At 55.6% G+C, this 19,436-nt stretch carries 20 protein-coding genes and 2 tRNA genes; 11 read left to right on the top strand and 11 right to left on the bottom strand.

Annotated features, from left to right (window positions below):
* Positions 1-76: 76 nt before the first annotated feature.
* From tyrS to anmK, 4 genes are all read right to left on the bottom strand, one after another.
* Positions 77-1,351 (bottom strand): tyrosine--tRNA ligase, encoded by a 1,275-nt coding sequence (tyrS, locus tag GRH90_RS10140; protein WP_162365818.1) that lies wholly within the window; start codon positions 1,349-1,351, stop codon positions 77-79.
* Positions 1,352-1,416: 65 nt separating this feature from the next.
* Positions 1,417-2,067: a pyridoxamine 5'-phosphate oxidase gene (pdxH, locus tag GRH90_RS10135; RefSeq protein ID WP_162365817.1), complete on the bottom strand. Its 651-nt coding sequence runs from the start codon at positions 2,065-2,067 to the stop codon at positions 1,417-1,419.
* A gap of 72 nt (positions 2,068-2,139) precedes the next feature.
* Positions 2,140-2,445 carry an MliC family protein gene (locus tag GRH90_RS10130; RefSeq protein WP_162365933.1) on the bottom strand — a complete coding sequence of 102 codons (306 nt, stop codon included), beginning with the start codon at positions 2,443-2,445 and terminating at the stop codon, positions 2,140-2,142.
* Positions 2,446-2,545: 100 nt separating this feature from the next.
* Positions 2,546-3,649, bottom strand: coding sequence for an anhydro-N-acetylmuramic acid kinase (anmK, locus tag GRH90_RS10125; RefSeq protein ID WP_162365816.1), 1,104 nt, complete (start codon positions 3,647-3,649; stop codon positions 2,546-2,548).
* 342 nt (positions 3,650-3,991) lie between these two features.
* On the opposite strand from anmK, the gene slyB reads away from it, so the two are divergent.
* Positions 3,992-4,462: an outer membrane lipoprotein SlyB gene (slyB, locus tag GRH90_RS10120; RefSeq protein WP_162365815.1), complete on the top strand. Its 471-nt coding sequence runs from the start codon at positions 3,992-3,994 to the stop codon at positions 4,460-4,462.
* Between the two features lie 116 nt (positions 4,463-4,578).
* Here slyB and slyA read toward each other — a convergent pair whose 3' ends face one another.
* Positions 4,579-5,013, bottom strand: coding sequence for a transcriptional regulator SlyA (gene slyA / locus GRH90_RS10115; protein ID WP_162365814.1), 435 nt, complete (start codon positions 5,011-5,013; stop codon positions 4,579-4,581).
* A gap of 724 nt (positions 5,014-5,737) precedes the next feature.
* The gene (locus tag GRH90_RS10110; RefSeq protein WP_162365813.1) at positions 5,738-5,983 is read right to left on the bottom strand and encodes a DUF1289 domain-containing protein; all 246 of its coding nucleotides are present in this window, start codon (positions 5,981-5,983) and stop codon (positions 5,738-5,740) included.
* Positions 5,984-6,231: 248 nt separating this feature from the next.
* Between GRH90_RS10110 and gloA the strand changes: the two genes are divergently transcribed.
* Both gloA and rnt read left to right on the top strand, forming a co-directional pair.
* Positions 6,232-6,639: a lactoylglutathione lyase gene (gene gloA / locus GRH90_RS10105; protein WP_162365812.1), complete on the top strand. Its 408-nt coding sequence runs from the start codon at positions 6,232-6,234 to the stop codon at positions 6,637-6,639.
* Between the two features lie 135 nt (positions 6,640-6,774).
* Entirely contained in the window at positions 6,775-7,440 is a 666-nt protein-coding gene (gene rnt / locus GRH90_RS10100; RefSeq protein ID WP_162365811.1) for a ribonuclease T, read from the top strand.
* Between the two features lie 77 nt (positions 7,441-7,517).
* Here the strand turns inward: rnt and GRH90_RS10095 are convergent, their stop codons facing one another.
* On the bottom strand, positions 7,518-7,865 hold the full coding sequence (locus GRH90_RS10095; RefSeq protein ID WP_162365810.1) for a Grx4 family monothiol glutaredoxin: 348 nt from the start codon (positions 7,863-7,865) through the stop codon (positions 7,518-7,520).
* 421 nt (positions 7,866-8,286) lie between these two features.
* On the opposite strand from GRH90_RS10095, the gene GRH90_RS10090 reads away from it, so the two are divergent.
* On the top strand, positions 8,287-9,153 hold the full coding sequence (locus GRH90_RS10090) for a C40 family peptidase (RefSeq protein ID WP_162365809.1): 867 nt from the start codon (positions 8,287-8,289) through the stop codon (positions 9,151-9,153).
* An 83-nt stretch (positions 9,154-9,236) separates the two neighbouring features.
* On the opposite strand, the gene cydH is transcribed toward GRH90_RS10090, so the two are convergent.
* Complete coding sequence (gene cydH, locus GRH90_RS10085; RefSeq protein WP_162365808.1) at positions 9,237-9,326, bottom strand: cytochrome bd-I oxidase subunit CydH; 90 nt, start codon at positions 9,324-9,326, stop codon at positions 9,237-9,239.
* A gap of 236 nt (positions 9,327-9,562) precedes the next feature.
* Here cydH and purR point away from each other — a divergent pair, with 236 nt between their 5' ends.
* Together purR and cfa are read left to right on the top strand one after the other, a co-directional pair.
* Positions 9,563-10,579, top strand: coding sequence for an HTH-type transcriptional repressor PurR (gene purR, locus GRH90_RS10080; protein ID WP_162365807.1), 1,017 nt, complete (start codon positions 9,563-9,565; stop codon positions 10,577-10,579).
* 443 nt (positions 10,580-11,022) lie between these two features.
* On the top strand, positions 11,023-12,174 hold the full coding sequence (cfa, locus tag GRH90_RS10075; protein WP_162365806.1) for a cyclopropane fatty acyl phospholipid synthase: 1,152 nt from the start codon (positions 11,023-11,025) through the stop codon (positions 12,172-12,174).
* 130 nt (positions 12,175-12,304) lie between these two features.
* Here the strand turns inward: cfa and GRH90_RS10070 are convergent, their stop codons facing one another.
* Positions 12,305-12,946, bottom strand: a complete 642-nt coding sequence (locus tag GRH90_RS10070; protein WP_162365805.1) for a riboflavin synthase subunit alpha — start codon at positions 12,944-12,946, stop codon at positions 12,305-12,307.
* 204 nt (positions 12,947-13,150) lie between these two features.
* Between GRH90_RS10070 and GRH90_RS10065 the strand changes: the two genes are divergently transcribed.
* The 5 genes from GRH90_RS10065 (at position 13,151) to GRH90_RS10045 (ending at position 17,401) form a co-directional block, all read left to right on the top strand.
* The gene (locus GRH90_RS10065; protein WP_162365804.1) at positions 13,151-14,524 is read left to right on the top strand and encodes an MATE family efflux transporter; all 1,374 of its coding nucleotides are present in this window, start codon (positions 13,151-13,153) and stop codon (positions 14,522-14,524) included.
* A gap of 188 nt (positions 14,525-14,712) precedes the next feature.
* Positions 14,713-14,789 (top strand) — tRNA-Val (locus GRH90_RS10060).
* 8 nt (positions 14,790-14,797) lie between these two features.
* Positions 14,798-14,874: transfer RNA gene (locus GRH90_RS10055), tRNA-Val, on the top strand.
* A 535-nt stretch (positions 14,875-15,409) separates the two neighbouring features.
* Positions 15,410-16,822, top strand: a complete 1,413-nt coding sequence (gene pykF / locus GRH90_RS10050) for a pyruvate kinase PykF (RefSeq protein WP_162365803.1) — start codon at positions 15,410-15,412, stop codon at positions 16,820-16,822.
* Between the two features lie 342 nt (positions 16,823-17,164).
* Positions 17,165-17,401 (top strand): major outer membrane lipoprotein, encoded by a 237-nt coding sequence (locus GRH90_RS10045; protein ID WP_162365802.1) that lies wholly within the window; start codon positions 17,165-17,167, stop codon positions 17,399-17,401.
* Between the two features lie 229 nt (positions 17,402-17,630).
* On the opposite strand, the gene GRH90_RS10040 is transcribed toward GRH90_RS10045, so the two are convergent.
* Entirely contained in the window at positions 17,631-18,689 is a 1,059-nt protein-coding gene (locus tag GRH90_RS10040; RefSeq protein WP_162365801.1) for a L,D-transpeptidase family protein, read from the bottom strand.
* Between the two features lie 315 nt (positions 18,690-19,004).
* The gene (sufE, locus tag GRH90_RS10035; protein WP_162365800.1) at positions 19,005-19,418 is read right to left on the bottom strand and encodes a cysteine desulfuration protein SufE; all 414 of its coding nucleotides are present in this window, start codon (positions 19,416-19,418) and stop codon (positions 19,005-19,007) included.
* Positions 19,419-19,436: the final 18 nt, after the last annotated feature.

The following is a 19,436-nucleotide window of genomic DNA, read 5'->3' as shown; positions in this document are numbered from 1 at the left end:
TTGCCTTAAAGCCCTTGGCCTGGCGGCCGCATCGACATAAAGCAGAAGGCCGGCGGCCTTCTGTAGCATTAAAAAATCATTTCCAGCAAATCAGGCAATAGTTCTTCTTGCCGCGACGCAGCAAGGTATAGCGTTCAAACAGCCGATCGGCGTCGTTGAAGACATATTCCGCCGAGGCCTGCTTTTCGCCGTTCACCGCAATGGCGTTTGAGCCGATCATGGTCCTGGCCTGTCCCCGGGACGGCACCAGACCCGCGTCCACCAGCGCCTGCTGCAGATCCGCGCCGTCGCCCAGGGCGATGCTCGGCATGCCGTCCTGCGCCAGCTGCGCCAGATCGTTGGCGGTCAGGTCCTGTAGTGAACCCGAAAACAGGCTCTCGGTAATGCGCACCGCCGCCGCCAGCCCGGCCTCGCCGTGCACCAGCCGGGTAACGGCCTGGGCCAGCACGTACTGCGCGCGCGGCGAGCCGTCGGTGTGGCGGTCTTCCTCTTCCAGCGCGTTGATGTCTTCAACGGGCATAAAGGTGAAGAACTTCAGGAAACGGTATACGTCCGCGTCGGCGGTGTTAATCCAGAACTGGTAGAATTTATACGGACTGGTCTTGGCCGGATCCAGCCATATCGCCCCGCCCTCGGTTTTGCCGAATTTGGTGCCGTCCGCCTTGGTGATCAGCGGAACCGTCAGGCCGTAGACCTGTTTCTGGTGCATGCGGCGCGTGAGGTCGATGCCGGAGGTGATGTTGCCCCACTGATCCGAACCGCCTATCTGCAGCTCGACGCCATACTGTTCGTTCAGCGACGCAAAGTCATAACCCTGCAACAGGTTATAGGAAAACTCGGTAAAGGAGATGCCGCTGTCGTCGCGATTAAGCCGCTGTTTAACCGCTTCCTTGTTAATCATCTGGTTAACGGAAAAATGCTTGCCGATATCGCGCAGGAAGGTCAGCACGTTCATATTGCCGAACCAGTCATAGTTATTGGCGGCAACGGCGCTGTTCTCGCCGCAGTCAAAATCAAGGAACGGCGATACCTGGCGCCTGATCTTATCCACCCATTCCTGCACCGTCTCGGCGGTATTCAATTTACGCTCGGTGGCCTTGAAACTCGGGTCGCCAATCAGTCCGGTGGCGCCGCCCACCAGCGCCACCGGACGGTGACCGGCCAGTTGAAAACGCTTCAGGCATAATAGCGGCACCAGATGTCCCAAGTGCAAGCTATCGGCGGTCGGATCGAAACCGCAATACAACGACAGCGGCCCCTGCGCCAGACGCTCGGCGAGCGCGGCCTCATCCGTTACCTGGGCAATAAGGCCCCGCTCTTGCAATTGTTGTATCAGGTTGCTGCTTGCCATCAAAAAAACTCCATTATTGCTGTCGGTTTCGGTGCGCGAACACCATAAATAAAACGCCGCCGGTCTCAGGGGGCCAGGCGGTCTATTGCCCATCCGCCGTCCTGGCGCTGGTAGATGAACCGGTCATGCAACCGATGCTCACCGCCCTGCCAGAACTCCATTGTATCAATAACCACACGATATCCCCCCCAGAAACTGGGTAAAGGCACTTCGCCATGCAGGAATTTTTGTTTCAGCTCGAGAAATTTGCCCTCAAGCACCCCGCGGGCGGATATGCGGCTGGATTGACGGGAGACCCAGGCGCCGATTTGGCTGTCCTTGGGCCGGCTGTGGAAATACTTCATCACCTCGACCACCGATAGCCGTTCCGCCCGTCCCAGCACCATCACCTGGCGCTCGAGGGAGTGCCAGGGAAAGTGCAGGCTGATGCGGGCGTTATGCGCCAGGTGTTCGGCCTTGCGGCTGCCCAGGTTGGTGTAGAACACCATGCCCGCGCCATCGAAGTGCTTGAGCAGCACCATGCGTTGATAGGGCTGGCCGTGCTGATCCACCGTTGCCACGCACATGGCGGTGGGATCGGCGAGCCGCGCCTCGCAGGCCTGCTCCAGCCAGCGTTCAAACAACGCCAAGGGTTCCGGCGTAAGATCTGCGCGCCGCAGGCCGCCGCGGGTATATTCGCGGCGCAGGTCGGCAATATCGATTTTTGGCTCAGTCATAGGGGTATTCTGCGTCGGGTCATGGCTTTATTGTGCGCCGCGCGGCTAAAAATCTCAATCATTTAGCGCCGTTTAACCGGCGATAATACAGTCGTTTATGATGATTTTGCCCTCACGCTCGATAAAGGCGTTGGGGCCTTTCGACCAGAAAGTATAGTGTCCGTCGCTGTAACGCACCCCGGAAGCGGACACCACCTGCGCCAGGGTCAGCTGTTTACCGTCAAGGATAAAACTGACCTGCGCCGGTTGCCGGCTTTGCGTTACCGTCAGCGGCGTGGTGCCGCACTGATAACGCAGCGTTTCTTCCTGCGGGCCGCGCTTGAACTGGCTGCACGCTGAGACGGTAAGCACGCAGGCGACGATAATAAAACGTTTCATCATGATTTCCCCTTGGTTGGCGTTCCCATACCATAATCAAGCCAGGCAAATCACTGAAGCGGACCTGTCTGAAAAGCGCGCCGGCGGGAACGCAAAAACCTCACACCGGATAAATCGCGCCCAGCAGCGTTTCCCTGCTGGCGCCGGTTACCGACGGCAGGTTGCCCGGCAGGCCGGATAACGTGCGAAACGCCAGCCAGGCAAAGGCCAGGGCTTCCATATCGTCACCGCTGACGCCGTACTTGTCGGTGGGTCCCACCTCCATGCCGGGCAGCAGCGCGGACAGCCGGGCCATCAGCAGGGGATTGCGCGCCCCGCCGCCGCACACCAGCAAATGTTCGCAGCCGCCCGACAGCTGCACCTGCTCGGCGATGCTCATGGCGGTTAATTCCAGTAGCGTCGCCTGTACATCCCGGGGCGGGATCGGCACAAAATGGGTTAGCTGATACGACAGCCAGCTGAGATTGAAATATTCCCGGCCGGTGCTCTTCGGCGCCGGCAAGGCAAAATAGCCGTCCGCCAGCATATGCTGCAGCAGCGCCGGATGAACCGTGCCGCCCAGCGCCCAGGCCGCGTCCTTATCATAGGGCTTAGCCTGGTGTCGCCAGACCCAGGCATCCATCAATATATTGCCCGGGCCGGTGTCAAAGCCGCGAATCGGCTGCCCGGGCAACAGCAGCGACAGGTTGGCGATGCCGCCGACATTAAGCACCATGCGGCGCTCGCCGGGATGCGCCAGCAGCGCGTGATGGAATCCGGGCACCAGCGGCGCGCCCTGGCCGCCGAACGCCATGTCGCGACGACGGAAATCACCCACGGTGGTAATGCCGGTCATAGCGGCGATACGATTATTATCGCCGATTTGCAGCGTACAGGGCGCCGGGCCGTCCGGCTGGTGCCAGACGGTTTGCCCATGATTGCCGATGGCGGTGACCTCATGGGCGGCGACGCCCGCGCCGCGCAGCATTTCCCGCACCGCCTCGCCGAATAAAATGCCGAGCCGGGTATCCAGTTGCCCCACCTGCGCCAGCGTCACGGCCTGTCCCTGGCACATGGATAAAATCTGCTGCTTGACCTCATGGGGTATCGGATGGCTGTAGCTGAACTGCTGCGCCACCGTATGCCCGTCAATGGCGGCCAGCACCACGTCCACGCCGTCAAGGCTGGTGCCGGACATCACGCCCACATAACGACCTGTTCTCATTGGCCCGCCTTTTTCCCTTCGCAAAAGTTTCGCTTACCCATACCGGGTCTGCATATAGGGTCTACGTTAAACAGGTTTGTTGAATGAGGCTATGAAAAGCCGCCAAATTTTGAAAGTTGTTACAATAAAAGAATCCGTCGGGTGAAACCTTAGCGGAAAAATCATTGCTATAATGATAAAAAAGCGTCTGTTGATTCACAGTTTATGTATTTTACCAAATTATCAACTACAGTATGCTGTCGTTGTCGCGCCTGGAAACAGATGCCATTGACGTTCGCAACAACATTCGCATGTGTTCTGTCTCGGTTTTCCCTGACGGACGGCGTATAACAGGAGTTCTTAATGATGAAACGTTTGCTCGTGATCACCCTTGCGGGTTTAACGCTGACTGGTTGTGCCAGCAACAACAGCTTATCCGGTGATGTCTATTCCGCCTCCGAGGCTAAACAAGTCCAAAACGTTACCTACGGTACTCTGGTGGGCGTGCGGCCGGTGCAAATCCAGGGCGGCGAAGAGGGGACAAACGTTATCGGCGCCATCGGCGGCGCGGTACTGGGCGGCTTCCTAGGGAACACCATCGGCGGTGGCTCCGGCCGTAGCCTGGCCACAGCGGCGGGCGCGGTGGCGGGCGGCGTGGCCGGCCAGGGCGTAACCAGCGCGGCCAGCCGCTCCCAGGGCGTGGAGCTGGAAGTGCGCAAGGACGACGGCAACACCATCATGGTGGTGCAGAAACAAGGCAACACCCGCTACAGCGTGGGACAGCGCGTGGTCATTGCCAGCAACGGCCGCAATGTAACGGTGTCGCCGCGTTAATCAATCCACCATTGCCCAACGCCGCCGCTGGCGGCGTTATTATCCGTTATCCATTAAAAAACCGGCGATATACGCCGGTTTTTTTATAGAAAACATGCAGTTTGAACCAAAACATGTTAGGACTTATTATAGAGTTCGAGGATATTTTTCTCTAACCGGGCGATCATATTACTGAGGAAGTGGATTTCCTGTTCTGAAATACCGGTCAGGATTTCATCCCGGGTACTATTAATGACATGGTTCACTTCTTTGATGATGGGCTCCGCGGACTCCGTCAATTTAATACGTTTCGCCCGCCGATCGTTCGCGCAAGTATGCCGGGTGATAAGTTTTTTCTCTTCGAGCTGGTCGAGCGTTCGAACCAATGAGGGCTGCTCTATGCCGATAGCCTTTGCTAGCTGGATTTGCGACTGCTCCGGAGGTAGCTGGCAAATATTATGCAACGTAATCCAATGCGTTTGTGTCAGCTCTAACGGTTTTAAGCGATGGTCAATCAAAGCGCGCCAAACACGAACAAGTCGCGCCAAATCAGATCCTAATGGCGATTCCAATTCTCTCTCCTTATAATTAAGCTGATTAAGCTTGTTCCCTGGATTCCCATCCATTCTAATGGGTGGAATGGCAAATTACAAATATATATATATGAATAAGGTTGAAGTTAAGTTGAGATAGATGTAATACGCATGTTATTCCCTTGAAATAATGGACGTTACCGAAGAGCGCATTTCTCTTTGCCATGCATCCGCCGTGGCGGATGGAACAGCCCTCCATTCCTTGAAACTTTCCGCTTAGTATAGGGTAAGCATTGGAAACGTCGTATAATCCGTTCCTGTTCTGGCTACACCGGCATTCTCACATCAGTGCCGATCGTATGCCAAGCGGATTATTCATAACTGTATCACTATTATTGCCATCCATCGTGATTTATTGTTAATTTAAGTTAAATGAAGACATAACAAATATCATTATGTCATGTATTCGAACGGATAATGTAATCATAATATATAAATAGCCAGCTATTATCATGCGAACTAATAGCCTTGAATGTTAATTAGCGCATAAAATTATTTTGATTTGTCGCTATTGAGATGAGTTACCAAGATAGGTTATCAAGATGAGCCAAGAGATCGGTTATGAAGCGCCGCAAACAATCGTCATCGTGAAATCCCGTCATGAATCGCCGTTATCTATTTTCATGATCAAATGGCGTGTCGACCAGGCCTGTCCCCGCGTGGGCCAATTCCATTCCCCTAGCCTGACGTCCGTCCCTACAGCTTAAAACAACGAGGGCTGTTCCGGGCCGGCGGAATCGGGCGCCGCACTCTTGCCGGCGCGAAGCAGACGCAGGTATCGTTGATGACACAGCCGCAGCACATCGCGCTTTTGACCATCGTTCATGTTACCCCAGTCAAACCGCTCCTGGCGGGAACGCAGGCAGCCACGGCAAAATCCGCGGTCATCGGACTGACAAACGCCCCGGCAAGGGCTGGCGATGGTGAAAAACTCTAGCTGTTCCGGCACAGGCCCCCCTTTTCCTCTAATTGAAGACGTTATTGCCGGCGCTGGCAAGCCCCGGCGCTAAAAACCCTTAACAAAGAAAATACTTTCAGGCTAAGTTTCTCCCCCCGCGCCGTTCCGTCCAGCCCCACGGGGGCGCGCGGCTGCGCCGGATGAAGGCATTGAACATGGCGATCCCACGCGGTTATACTGTGAAATCATGATTCAAAAAGGCAACGGATTATCCGTCGTCATTGTCAATAGAGGATACTATGCGCCTGCTACATACCATGCTCCGCGTCAGCGATTTGCAGCAATCCATCGATTTTTATACCCAAATCCTGGGTATGCGCCTGCTGCGCACCAGCGAGAACACAGAATATAAATATACCCTGGCGTTTGTCGGCTATACCGAGGAAACCGAAGGCGCGGTCATCGAATTGACCTACAACTGGGGCGTCGACCATTATGAACTGGGTACCGCCTATGGCCACATCGCGCTCGGGGTCGACGACGTGGCCGCCACCTGCGAACGCATCCGTCAGGCCGGCGGCAAGGTCACCCGCGAAGCCGGTCCGGTAAAGGGAGGCACGACGGTAATTGCATTTATCGACGATCCCGATGGTTATAAAATCGAGCTGATCGAACAAAAGCATGCCGGCAAGGGCCTGGGTAAATAATCCCATCCTCCCGACGCCGTCCCTACCCTTCTCCATGCATCCGATCCCACCGCCGGCGCGGGATCGGATTCGTCATGCATCATGCGGCAAAATTTGCCATAATGCGGGCTGTTTTCCTGAATATTAAGAACAGGCATGGCTGAACTTGACGATGTAAACACCCTTCGCGGCCGTTTTCGCGGTTTTTATCCGGTAGTCATTGATATAGAATCCGCCGGTTTTAACGCCGCAACCGACGCCTTGCTCGAAATTGCCGCCGTCACGGTCAATATGGACGATCAGGGCTGGCTGGTACCCGACCAATGCCTGCATTTCCATGTTGAACCCTTCCCCGGCGCGCAGCTGCAGCCCGAAGCGCTGGCGTTTAACGGCATCGATCCGACCAACCCGTTGCGCGGCGCGGTGAGCGAATACGAGGCGCTGCATGAAATTTTTAAAATGGTGCGTAAAGGAATCAAGGACCGGGGATGCAACCGGGCCATCATCGTCGCGCACAATGCCGGATTCGATCACGGCTTCTTGATGGCGGCGGCCGGACGGGCGGCGCTGAAACGCAATCCGTTCCATCCGTTTGCCACCTTTGACACCGCCGCGCTCAGCGGCCTGGTACTGGGCCAGACCGTTTTAGCCAAGGCCTGCGCCACCGGGGGGATAGAATTTGACGGCGGCCAGGCGCACTCGGCGCTATATGACACCGAACGCACCGCCGAACTGTTCTGCGAGCTGGTAAATCGCTGGAAGCGCCTGGGCGGCTGGCCGGTTCCACCGGTTGACCAACCCGCGGACGGCGGGCAAGGCTAACGCTTGGGCGGATAAAAAAAGCCCCCCCGGAGGCAAGGCCGGGGGGGCTTTTTCATCGCCAGCGATGACGAACGCCATCAGGAAGGCGTTTGATTTTCCTGGGAATTATATTTTACCGCAGTTTCTTTGATCAGCGGTTGCAGCTCGCCCTGCTGATACATCTCGATGATGATGTCGCAGCCGCCGACCAGTTCACCGTCAACCCACAGCTGTGGAAAAGTCGGCCAGTTGGCGAATTTAGGCAACTCGGCGCGAATATCCGGATTCTGCAGGACATCCACGTAAGCGAAACGCTCACCACAGGCGGAAAGCGCCTGCACCGCCTGAGCGGAAAAACCGCAGCCGGGCAACTTGGGCGAGCCTTTCATATAAAGAAGAATCGGGTTCTCAGCTATCTGCTGCTGGATTTTTTCAATCGTCGTCATTGTCTCGCTTCCTCAAGCCAGCATCTGGCCTTATCTGCTTACTCTGCACTGTGCGGGATTACACGCAGTATCTTCATTCTAGCCACTACCGGGTAAACAAATAAACGTTTTTTTTCCGGCGGGCGCGTTTCAAGAACATCATTGGCCGCTCATATTTCCCCCACATGAGGGGCGATGATATCACTTAAGCGGTAATTTACCCGTCCGGCCTGGCAAAACGAGCTTAAACATTCGTTTAAAATCCGAAAATTGTGTTGAATATTGCGCCGGTGAACGCTGAAAAATGCAGCAAAATCGAGTTTATTCACGTTTATTCACAATAAGGAGTGAATTCATGATGCAATGACCGGGTAAATAGCTTAAATTCCTGTGAGGTGTTGATAACCCCCTAATATTGGGCTACATAAGGATAGCGTTTATCATGCGTTTGTGCTTTACGCTTTTTGTGTTGCTTTTTACCCAGCTGTTTTTGAACCTGGCACACGCCGCGCCCAGCGCCGGCGTTAACGCGGAGCAGCGTAAGTCCCAGACGGCGGCGGCCAAAACCGGCGACCGGCGCAAACGCAAACCGGTCAAGATGGCCAAGAAAACCAAACCCGTGGCCGCCGAGACCGTCGTTACCGAGACCGCCACCAGGGGCGAGCGCGTCAAAAAGCCCGGCGAGCCGGCTACGGTTAAAGCCGGCGGTAAAAAAGCCAAAGAGACGCCGGTCGCCAAGGCGCCCAAGACCGCTATGGTCAAAAAAATAGCCCGATTTACCCCGCCGAAAAAAGGGTATAAAAAAGGCTACGGCAGGCATCGGATGGTCAAGGAGCAGGCGGCGGTTGAACTGGTGGCCAACGATCGGCCCATGAAAATGAGCGAGAGCCATAAAAAACGTTACCAGACCGCCAAGCTCACCGCCATGAACAAATTGTTGTCGCAGATGGGTAAACCCTACCGCTGGGGCGGTATGTCGCCCAATACCGGCTTTGACTGCAGCGGGCTGATTTATTACGCGTATAAGGACGTGGTGCGCATCCATATGCCGCGCACCGCCAATGAGATGTATCATTTGCGCGATGCCGCGCCGGTGAAAAAAGACGAGCTGGAAAGCGGGGATTTGGTTTTTTTCCATATTTCCAACCGCGGCGCGGCCGACCATGTCGGGGTCTACCTGGGCAACGGGCGTTTTATCCAGTCACCCCGCACCGGTCGCGATATTCGCATCAGCTACCTGAATGAAGATTATTGGCAAGATCACTACGTCGGCGCCCGCCGTGTGGTAACGCCTAAAAACATTCGCTGATTGCCCACACACCCGACCCCGGGCACTGTTTTACCCATAAAAAAGGGGAGCCTTGGCTCCTCTTTTTTATGGGTCGCGCGCGTTCAGTTCATTACGGCGGTAAAGCTGAAGACGATAATCACCAGCAGTGAAAACACCGTGGTGAGTAAAGACATTTTCAAATCGCTGTCCATCCTATCTCCTTATGCGCAAGCTGGGACGCCGGTGTTGGCCACCGGCCCGTGGTTTTTAATGATCCCAGTTTGTCATATCGGCGGTGAAAAAGCTTGCTGTTCACCCGGCCGCGCCACATTTAACGCTTTCACTTTGGCGCTGGATCAAGGAAAATTCACGGTTATTTCCCAAAGCGTCGTAAAGTGCTTGCGCCTTCGACAGGTAATTCATCCAGGGCGTCCAGGAGTATTAAGGCATGGCAACCATTAAAGATGTGGCGAAACGCGCTAACGTATCGACAACCACCGTGTCCCACGTCATCAACAAAACCCGTTTTGTAGCGGAAGAAACCAAAATCGCCGTGCTGGACGCCATCAAACAGCTGCATTATTCACCCAGCGCCGTGGCGCGCAGCCTGAAGGTCAATCGCACCAAATCCATCGGATTGCTGGCCAGCACCAGCGAAGCGCCCTATTTCGCCGAGATTATAGAAGCGATTGAACATCACTGCTTTGACCGCGGTTACACGCTGATACTGTGCAACTCGCACAACGACCTGGACAAACAGCGCGCCTACCTGGCAATGCTGGCGCAAAAGCGTGTCGACGGCCTGCTGGTGATGTGCGCCGAATATCCCGAAGCGCTGCTGGATATGCTGGAGGAGTATCGGCATATCCCCATGGCGGTCATGGATTGGGGCGAGGCCCGCCGCGATTTTACCGATACCATTATCGATAACGCCTTCGCCGGCGGCTACATGGCGACGCAATACCTGCTTAAACGCGGCCATCGCGCCATCGGCGCCATACCCGGCCAACTGGCCCGCAATACCGGCGGCGGCCGTCACCGCGGTTACCTGCAGGCTATGGCGGAAGCCGGTATTCCATTAAACGAGCGCTGGATTGTGCAAGGTAATTTCGAGCCTGAGTCCGGCTACCTGGCGATGAAGCAAATCCTGGCGCAGCCGCAGCGTCCCACCGCGGTATTCTGCGGCGGCGACATCATGGCCATGGGAGCCCTGTGCGCCATTAACGAAATGGGGCTGAGCGTGCCTGAGGACATTTCTATTATCGGCTACGACAATGTGCGCAATTCGTGCTTTTTCAGCCCGGCGCTGACCACAATCCACCAGCCTAAAGATGATTTGGGCGAGGCGGCGCTCACCATGCTGCTTGATAGGATCGCCAGCAAACGCCAGGATGCCAGAACCATTGAAGTGCATCCCTCGCTTATCGAGCGGCAATCGGTCGCAGACGGCCCCTTCCCCGCGTAAGTCCCGGCGCCGGACTTCCCGGGCCGGCCCGCCCATCTTTACCTTTATTGACAGCCGCCGCCGTTCGCGGACACAACATATTGCGGTCAGGCATCTCTGTGCAAACAGTTATTGTTTCGGATAGAAATCATTAAGTTATCCTATGAAATACATTAGCGCGTTAGCTATTGTCTAAATACAGATGCAGGCTTATACTCAATATCGTTAACAATTATAACGAGTTGTCTAATAAAATTGTTTAAAAGTATGTCGTGTCTTTTCACATGGCATCACCCTTTTTATAAAGCGCCCGGCTAAGTTGCAGTCACAGGTTTACTTTATATTCCTCTGTTGATGGTGTTTTTCAGACACCACGGTTAAACCGTGGATTCTTATAAAAGCCCGCAGGCATGGTCTTGGCTTTTCCTGACGGGGCATTGCAGAAGAAAGGTGATGGAGAAGCTATGAGTTCCTCGTGCGTTGAAGATCTGAGCTTTCATGATAATGATTGGTACCGTATCGTCCATGAATTGCTCTCTGAAGCCGGTATTGAACTCAATGGTTCAAGACCATTTGATATCCGAATCAAGAATCCGGGATTTTTTAAACGTGTGTTGCAAGACGGGTCCTTGGGATTGGGTGAAAGTTACATGGACGGCTGGTGGGAATGCGATCGGCTGGACATATTTTTCCAGCGGGTTCTCAAGGCGGGACTGGAAAATAAACTTCCCCATCATTTAAAGGATACCTTGCGTATTGCCGCCGCCCGGCTGATGAACCTGCAGTCGCGCAAGCGGGCCTGGATCGTGGGTAAAGAGCACTACGATTTGGGCAACGACCTGTTTGAAATGATGCTTGACCCTTATATGCAATATTCCTGCGGCTACTGGCACCGGGCAACCACCCTGGAACAGGCGCAGCAGGATAAGCTGAAGATGATCTGCGAAAAACTGCAGCTGCGCCCGGGAATGACGCTGCTGGACGTCGGCTGTGGCTGGGGCGGGCTTGCCGCCTATGCCGCGAAAAACTATGGTGTTTCGGTACAGGGCGTCACCATTTCCGCCGAGCAGCAAAAGCTGGCGCAGAAACGTTGTGAAGGCCTGGATGTCACCATCCTGCTGCAGGACTACCGCGATCTGGACATGCAGTTCGACCGCATCGTATCGGTGGGCATGTTCGAGCACGTCGGTCCCAAAAACTACGCCACCTACTTCGACGTCATCGATCGCAACCTGAAACGAGACGGCCTGTTCCTGCTGCACACCATCGGCTCCAACATCACCGATATGAATGTCGACCCCTGGATAGATAAATATATCTTCCCCAACGGTTGCCTGCCGTCGGTGCAGCAAATAGCCCATGCCAGCGAAAAACATTTTGTAATGGAGGATTGGCATAACTTCGGCACCGATTATGATAAGACGCTGATGGCGTGGTATGAACGTTTTATCGCCGCCTGGCCGTCGTTGTCCGGAAAGTACTCCGATCGGTTCTATCGCATGTTCAGTTATTACCTGAACGCCTGCGCCGGTGCGTTCCGCGCCCGCAATATCCATTTATGGCAGGTATTGTTCAGCCCGGAAGGCGTGGAAGGCGGAATACGCGTGCCGCGCTAGGCTCGCCAACACCGGATTCAAACCCGGTGTGTCAAAGGGAGAGCATGCGGGTGGGATCGGGGCGGGCGTGACGTTCTGCGCGTCCGAGCGCCCCCTAGCGCGATAGGCCCGTCAACGCCGGGCAGCCCTGTCAGAGGGTATTTATCGACGCGGTCATCACCGCCTCCCGCTGCGCCAGCACGCGTTCTACCGTATCCACCACCGCCTGGGTCTGGGGATCGATTTCAATATTGATCCGCTGGCCCAATCTTTTTTTACCCAGCGTCGTTCGCAGCAGGGTTTCCGGTATCAGATGCACGCAAAATTTATCCTGCGCCACCTCGCCGATGGTCAGGCTGATGCCGTCGATGCCGATATAGCCTTTGTACAAAACATATTTCATCAGATTTTTGTCCGGCATCCTGAACCAGATTTGCCGGTTATTTTCCGAGGTGACGATTTTCACGATCTCGGCGGTGCACATGATATGTCCGGACATCACGTGCCCGCCAATCTCGGCGTTAAAGGTGGCGGCGCGCTCCACGTTCACCTCGTCCCCCACCTGCAGCTCGCCCAGATTGGTCACGCGCAGCGTTTCTTTCATTAAATCAAACGCCGCCACATCGCCGTTGATGCCGCTCACCGTCAGGCAACAGCCGTTGTGCGCGACGGAGGCGCCCTCCTCAAGCCCCGGCAGCATCGCCGCCGGCAGGGTGATGAAATGGGTGCGGAAATTCGCTTTTTCTTCAATAGCCACAATGGGCGCGGTACCCTGAACAATACCCGTAAACATAACCTAGGCCTCTGTAAACCACCGCTGGAATAAGTAAGGCTAGTGTGCCCGATTTTCAGGGGAAATCCAAATCGACCGCCGCGCGTATTTGTGCTGGCCCGCACTGGTATAACCGAGCAAATGCTTTACACTATGCCGCAGATTTTTAACCTTTATGTTAATTTTCGCCTGCTGACTTCAAACTCATAAATCATAGGTGCCTACGTGCAGAAGTACTTCCTGGAAGCGCGTACATTAATGTTCTTGGCAATACCGGTTATTCTCGCGCAAATAGCCCAAACGTCGATGGGGGTGGTCGATACCATCATGTCCGGCTCCGTCAGCGCTACCGATATGGCCGCCGTCGCCGTCGGCACGTCCATCTGGCTGCCCGCCATCCTGTTCGGCCACGGCCTTATCCTGGCGCTGACCCCGGTTATCGCGCAGCTTAACGGCTCGGGGCGCCGCGATCGCATTGCCCATCAGGTGCGCCAGGGGTTTTGGCTGGCCACGGGCGCGGCGATACTGGTGATGGCGGTGTTGTACAACAGCCGCCTGGTGATCGAAAGAATGCAGCATGTGGACCCGGTGCTGGCGCAAAAAGCGGTGGCTTACCTGCACTACCTGCTGTGGGGCGTGCCCGGCTATCTGTTTTTCCAGGTATTGCGCTGCCAGTGCGAGGGGCTGTCCAAAACCAAACCCGGCATGGCGATCGGTTTTCTCGGCCTGCTGGCCAATGTCCCCATCAACTATATTTTCATCTACGGTAAATTCGGCATCCCGGCCATGGGCGGCGTGGGGTGCGGCATCGCCACCGCGTCGGTTTACTGGATAATGTACCTGCTGATGTGGTGCTACATGCGCCGGGCCGGCAGTTTCCAGGATCTGCGCCTGCCGGGGGCGCGGGTCATGCCCGACTGGCGGACGCTGCGCAGGCTGGCCGGGCTTGGATTGCCGGTGGCCCTGTCGCTGTTCTTCGAGGTCACGCTGTTCGCCGTGGTGGCCCTGCTGGTGACGCCGCTGGGCATCGTCTCGGTGGCCGGACACCAGATAGCCCTGAACTTCAGCGCCCTGATGTTTGTACTGCCATTGTCGATGGGCGTCGCCGCGACGATACGCGTGGGATTCCGCCTGGGGGAAAACGATGTGGAGCAGGCACGGGTCGCCGCCTGGACCAGCCTGGGCATGGGTATCATGCTGGCCTGCGTGACGGCTGTCTTTACCCTGATGTATCGCGTGCAGATAGCCAGGCTGTATAACGATTCGCCGGCGGTGGTGGCGATGGCCTCTCATCTGATGGCGCTGGCGGCGATATACCAGATCTCCGACTCCATCCAGGTGATCGGCAACGGCGTGCTGCGCGGGTATAAAGACACCCGATCCATTTTTTTCATCACCTTCACCGCCTACTGGCTGCTGGGCCTGCCCTGCGGCTATGTCCTGGCGCTCACGGATTATGTGACGCCCGCCATGGGGCCCAGCGGTTTCTGGTTCGGCTTTATCATCGGCCTGACGTCGGCGGCGATATTGATGATGATGCGCATGCTGTGGCTCCAGCGCCAGCCATCCAGGCTTATCCTTAACCGGGCGGCGCGCTGACGGCGCCGCTACCGGATGGAGCGCCGCGGCGGTGCCGCCACACCCATGCCGGTCAAAAAACCGGCACGCTGTGTATTAGATGGGCAGTTGTTCACGCCAGGCGGGAAAAAACGCTTTTTCCTCTTGCATGCGGTGATATAGCCCGCTAATATTCGTCCCGCTGTCAGGCAGACGGCGTTTTGCAGTATGCGTTCTTAGCTCAGTTGGTTAGAGCACCACCTTGACATGGTGGGGGTCGATGGTTCGAGTCCATTAGAACGCACCACCTCTTGTGCGTCCGTAGCTCAGTTGGTTAGAGCACCACCTTGACATGGTGGGGGTCGGTGGTTCGAGTCCACTCGGACGCACCAAATAAATCCTTTCCTTGTAGTCGCCCTTTACCCTTTTTTTCCCGATGTTTACCAAGGCGCGTTTATGACGTCTATGCCGCGCCTAAAAAGACGCTTTGCCGTTATTCAAATCCCTTGCCCGCTTTTAACCCCATTGTTGCATACTGGTTACTGATTTTGTTGTGCATCTGCGCAACACTTGATACTAAAAATTTGCAAAAATTCCACAAATGCACTTTTTTTCACGGCTTACGCATTATTTGTGCTGTTTTTATCTTGTTTCCGCCGGCTCAATAACTATAATACAAAACGTTATTTCAATTGAATGGCTTTAGCCCATTGATTAGCCAAATACTAATTAAAACAGACCTATCCACTACCGCTTGCCGGAACGTCCGGCCAGAGAGTTTAGATTTATTTTCATCATTTTCTCACTTTTGTCTCCTATCCTTGAACATGGGGAACAGGCTCGCAAGGCTGCACAATTTTTCGTCGTCGACGCTCACCGGCGATATATCAGATTTATCATCCAACACAACTTGCAGATACCATTGTTATGAAAAAGACGAAAATCGTTTGTACCATCGGTCCAAAAACTGAATCGAAAGAAATGCTGTCCAAACTGCTGAACGCAGGCATGAACGTCATGCGTCTCAACTTCTCCCACGGCGACTTTGAAGAACACGGCAACCGCATTACCAACCTGCGCGCCATCCTGCAGGAGACCGGCAAGAAAGCGGCCATCCTGCTTGATACCAAAGGCCCGGAAATCCGCACCATGAAACTGGAAAACGGCAATGACGTATCATTGACCGCCGGCCAGACCTTCACCTTCACCACCGACCAAACGGTCGTCGGCACCAGGGACCGCGTCGCGGTAACCTATTCGGGCTTTGCCAGGGACCTGTCGGTCGGCAATACCGTGCTGGTCGATGACGGCCTGCTGGGCATGGAAGTTATCGACGTTACCGACGGCACCGTGGTCTGCAAAGTATTGAACAACGGCGACCTGGGCGAAAACAAAGGCGTTAACCTGCCGGGCGTTTCCATCGCGCTGCCGGCGCTGGCCGAAAAAGACAAGGGCGACCTGATTTTCGGCTGCGAACAAGGCGTGGACTTCATTGCCGCTTCCTTCATCCGTAAACGCTCCGATGTGTTGGAAATTCGCGAACATCTGAAACAACACGGCGGCGAGCATATCCAGATCATCTCCAAAATTGAAAACCAGGAAGGCCTGAACAATTTTGACGAAATCCTGGAAGCGTCCGACGGCATCATGGTTGCCCGTGGCGACCTGGGCGTGGAAATTCCGGTGGAAGAAGTGATCTTCGCCCAGAAGATGATGATCGAGAAATGTAATCGCGCGCGCAAAGTGGTCATTACCGCCACCCAGATGCTTGATTCCATGATCAAGAACCCCCGTCCGACCCGTGCGGAAGCCGGCGACGTGGCCAATGCCATCATCGACGGCACCGATGCGGTAATGCTGTCCGGTGAAAGCGCCAAAGGGAAATATCCTTTGGAAGCGGTGACCATCATGGCCACCATCTGCGATCGTACCGACCGCGTTATGCCGAGCCGTATCGACAGCATTAACGACAGCCGTAAGCTGCGCATCACCGAAGCCGTATGCCGCGGCGCGGTGGAAACCGCCGAAAAACTGGAAGCGCCGCTGATTGTCGTGGCGACCGAAGGCGGGAAATCCGCCAAAGCGGTACGCAAATATTTCCCTAAAGCGGAAATCCTGGCGTTGACCACCAACGCCATTACCGCGCGTCAGCTGCTGCTGTCCAAAGGCGTTACCTGCCAGCTGGTGGACGAAATCGCCTCTACCGATGATTTTTACCGCATCGGCAAAGCCATGGCCATCGAAACCGGCCTGGCCAAGAAAGGCGAAATCATCGTGATGGTTTCCGGTGCCCTGGTTCCAAGCGGAACCACCAACACCGCGTCCGTTCATCTGCTGTAATCCGGGTTTTATCACCTGCGCCTCCGGCTTGCCGGGGGCTTTTTTTTTGCCTGTTAAAACCCCGGACCGGGTAATTTCCGCTCGTTAATGCAAAACCCGGCAATAAAAAAGCGGTAATAGCACAAAAACACCCTGCCATTTTACCCGACCTTAATCAGAGTTTTCTTATGGAAGGTGGCTGATAAGCCCTTTTTTTTTAACCTCTCTGTAAAACAAGATGTTTCTTTGAGCACTCAATCGAATTTAATCGTTTTATTGCTAAAAATTGTTCTCCTTCGAAAATACTTTGTGTAATACTTGTAATGCTACATGGAGATTAACTCAATCTAGAGGGTATTAATAATGAATCGTACTAAACTGGTACTGGGCGCGGTAATTTTGGGTTCCACTCTGCTTGCTGGCTGTTCAAGCAACGCTAAAATCGATCAGCTGTCCTCTGACGTTCAAACTCTGAACGCGAAAGTTGACCAGCTCAGCAACGATGTAACCGCTATTCGTGCGGACACACAGGCTGCTAAAGAAGACGCTGCCCGTGCTAACCAACGTTTAGATAACCAAGCTCACTCTTATCGTAAATAAGAGTCATAGACTTGTTTAGAAAATGGCGCACTTGGTGCGCCATTTTTTTTCCCGCCTAACTCCGGCCCTGTGCTGCGGATTCGACCTTCCCCCGCCGTAATTTGCCTAAGCTTTTCCCAACCGTGCCCAGACAATGCCTTGCGACACCACCCCACGCAGGCGGCACCGCTGAAATTGCGTCTGCAACGCGCCTGACGGGCCGCTAACGGCCGGTGCGCAGGAATAAAGGTTATTGCGCCGAAACCCCGGCAGCATCCCGGGCAGGGCTATTATTGGTGACGCTGGTGACCGGCGTCGCCGTCACCGGCGTTTTGACGCTTTGTACCGCCGGCGCGTCCGCCGGCAGGCGGTCCACCGCCTCGCCGGTGGAGATCAGCACCGGCATGCCGGAACGGCGCACGATAGCCTGGTCGGCCACGGCGCGATCGGTGGCCGGGTCGTTCAGGAACGTCTTCACCTTGGCGCTATAGGCGATGCGCATGGTCTGCGGATCGTCGCGATCGTTGCGTGACAGCGGTTGGTGAACCTCGATATAGCGCTTGCCGTCCGGCTCTAGGGATACCTTCACCGCATCGTTTACTACCTGGACCCTGGTCCCCACCGGCACCTGGTCGAATAACGCCTTGATATCCTCGGGCCGCAGGCGCATGCAGCCGGAGCTGACGCGCATGCCGATACCGAAGTTGGCGTTGGTGCCATGTATCAGGTAAGTGCCCTTGCCGGCCGCCAGGCGCATGGCAAACAGCCCCATGGGGTTGTCCGGCCCCGCCGGGACCACCGCCGGCAGTGTGATGCCCTGCTCCACCAGGTAATGCTTACGAATGTTGGGCGTCGGCGTCCAGGTCGGGTTGGGGATTTTCTGGGTAATGGCAGTCGTCATCACCGGGGTGTTGCGGCCAAGCTGGCCGATGCCGATGGGGTAGACGATCACTTTGTTTTCACCTTTGGGGTAATAATAGAGCCGCAGCTCGGCCAGGTTGATGACAATGCCCTGGCGGGGGGTATCGGGCAACAGCATCTGGGTCGGTATGGTCAGGATCGAACCCGCCTGGGGTAGATAGGGATCCGTGCCAGGATTGGCCTCAAGCATGGCCAGCAGGCCGATTTTGTAGGTCGCGGCGATGGATTCCAGCGAACCGCCGTCGCTGGCGACGGTGGCGGTGACATTTTCACCGATTAAACGGCTGTTTTCCGCCGGCAACGCATATTCGGTGGCGCCCGCGGCGGATATTCCCCCGGCAAGGCAGGTAGCGAAGGCGATACATTTCAGGGTCCACGCATGTTTCATAATCATATCCCGCTAAGTTTTAATCCCGAATTGTTGTTATCGTTGGTTCCAGGCTTCCCGTTGCCGTATCGACGACAAGCGCGGGCCCGGCTACACGAATAACAGCCAAACCCATCGCTCGCCATCGGATAACGCTGATAATGTGAGTTTAGCCAATGAGCAGGCGAATGCCGGGTAAACGCAGCGGGAAAACTGGGAGAGTTGCGTTGCGTGCCGGGCGGCGGGACAGCGCCCGATGCCGCCAGGGGCGCGGCCATGCGCGTGGACGGGCGGCCGGGGGAAGCTCCGCCCGCGGAGGGCGGACGGTACGTGGACCTACAGGTTGGCGGCCTTGGCCCTGATGCCGCGCACCATGGCTTCAAGACCCTGGGACCGGGACGGGGTCAAATGTTGTCCCAACGCCAACTCGTTGAAAAAGGACCGCACATCCAGTTCAACAATCTGCCGCGGCGTTAATCCCTGGTAGAGGATAAACACCGTGGCGATCAGGCCCTTGACGATGGCCGCGTCGCTGTCGCCAAACAGCCGGACGTTGCCCGCTTCATCGGTGGAGATCACAATCCACACCTGGCTCTGGCAGCCGGCAATCAGGTTATCGGCGCTGCGCGCGTCATCCGGCAACGGCGGCAGCTGGCCGCCAAGCTCGATAATATACATATACCGCTCTTCCCAATTGCCGCAGCGGGAAAAGTTGCGTAATAGTTTTTCTTTATCCGGTAAACCTGCCATTGATGTTCTCCCTGGCTA

It is taken from the genome of Acerihabitans arboris (assembly GCF_010131535.1).
Classification (GTDB): domain Bacteria; phylum Pseudomonadota; class Gammaproteobacteria; order Enterobacterales; family Enterobacteriaceae; genus Acerihabitans; species Acerihabitans arboris.
This window is presented reverse-complemented; position numbering and strand designations above follow the sequence as displayed.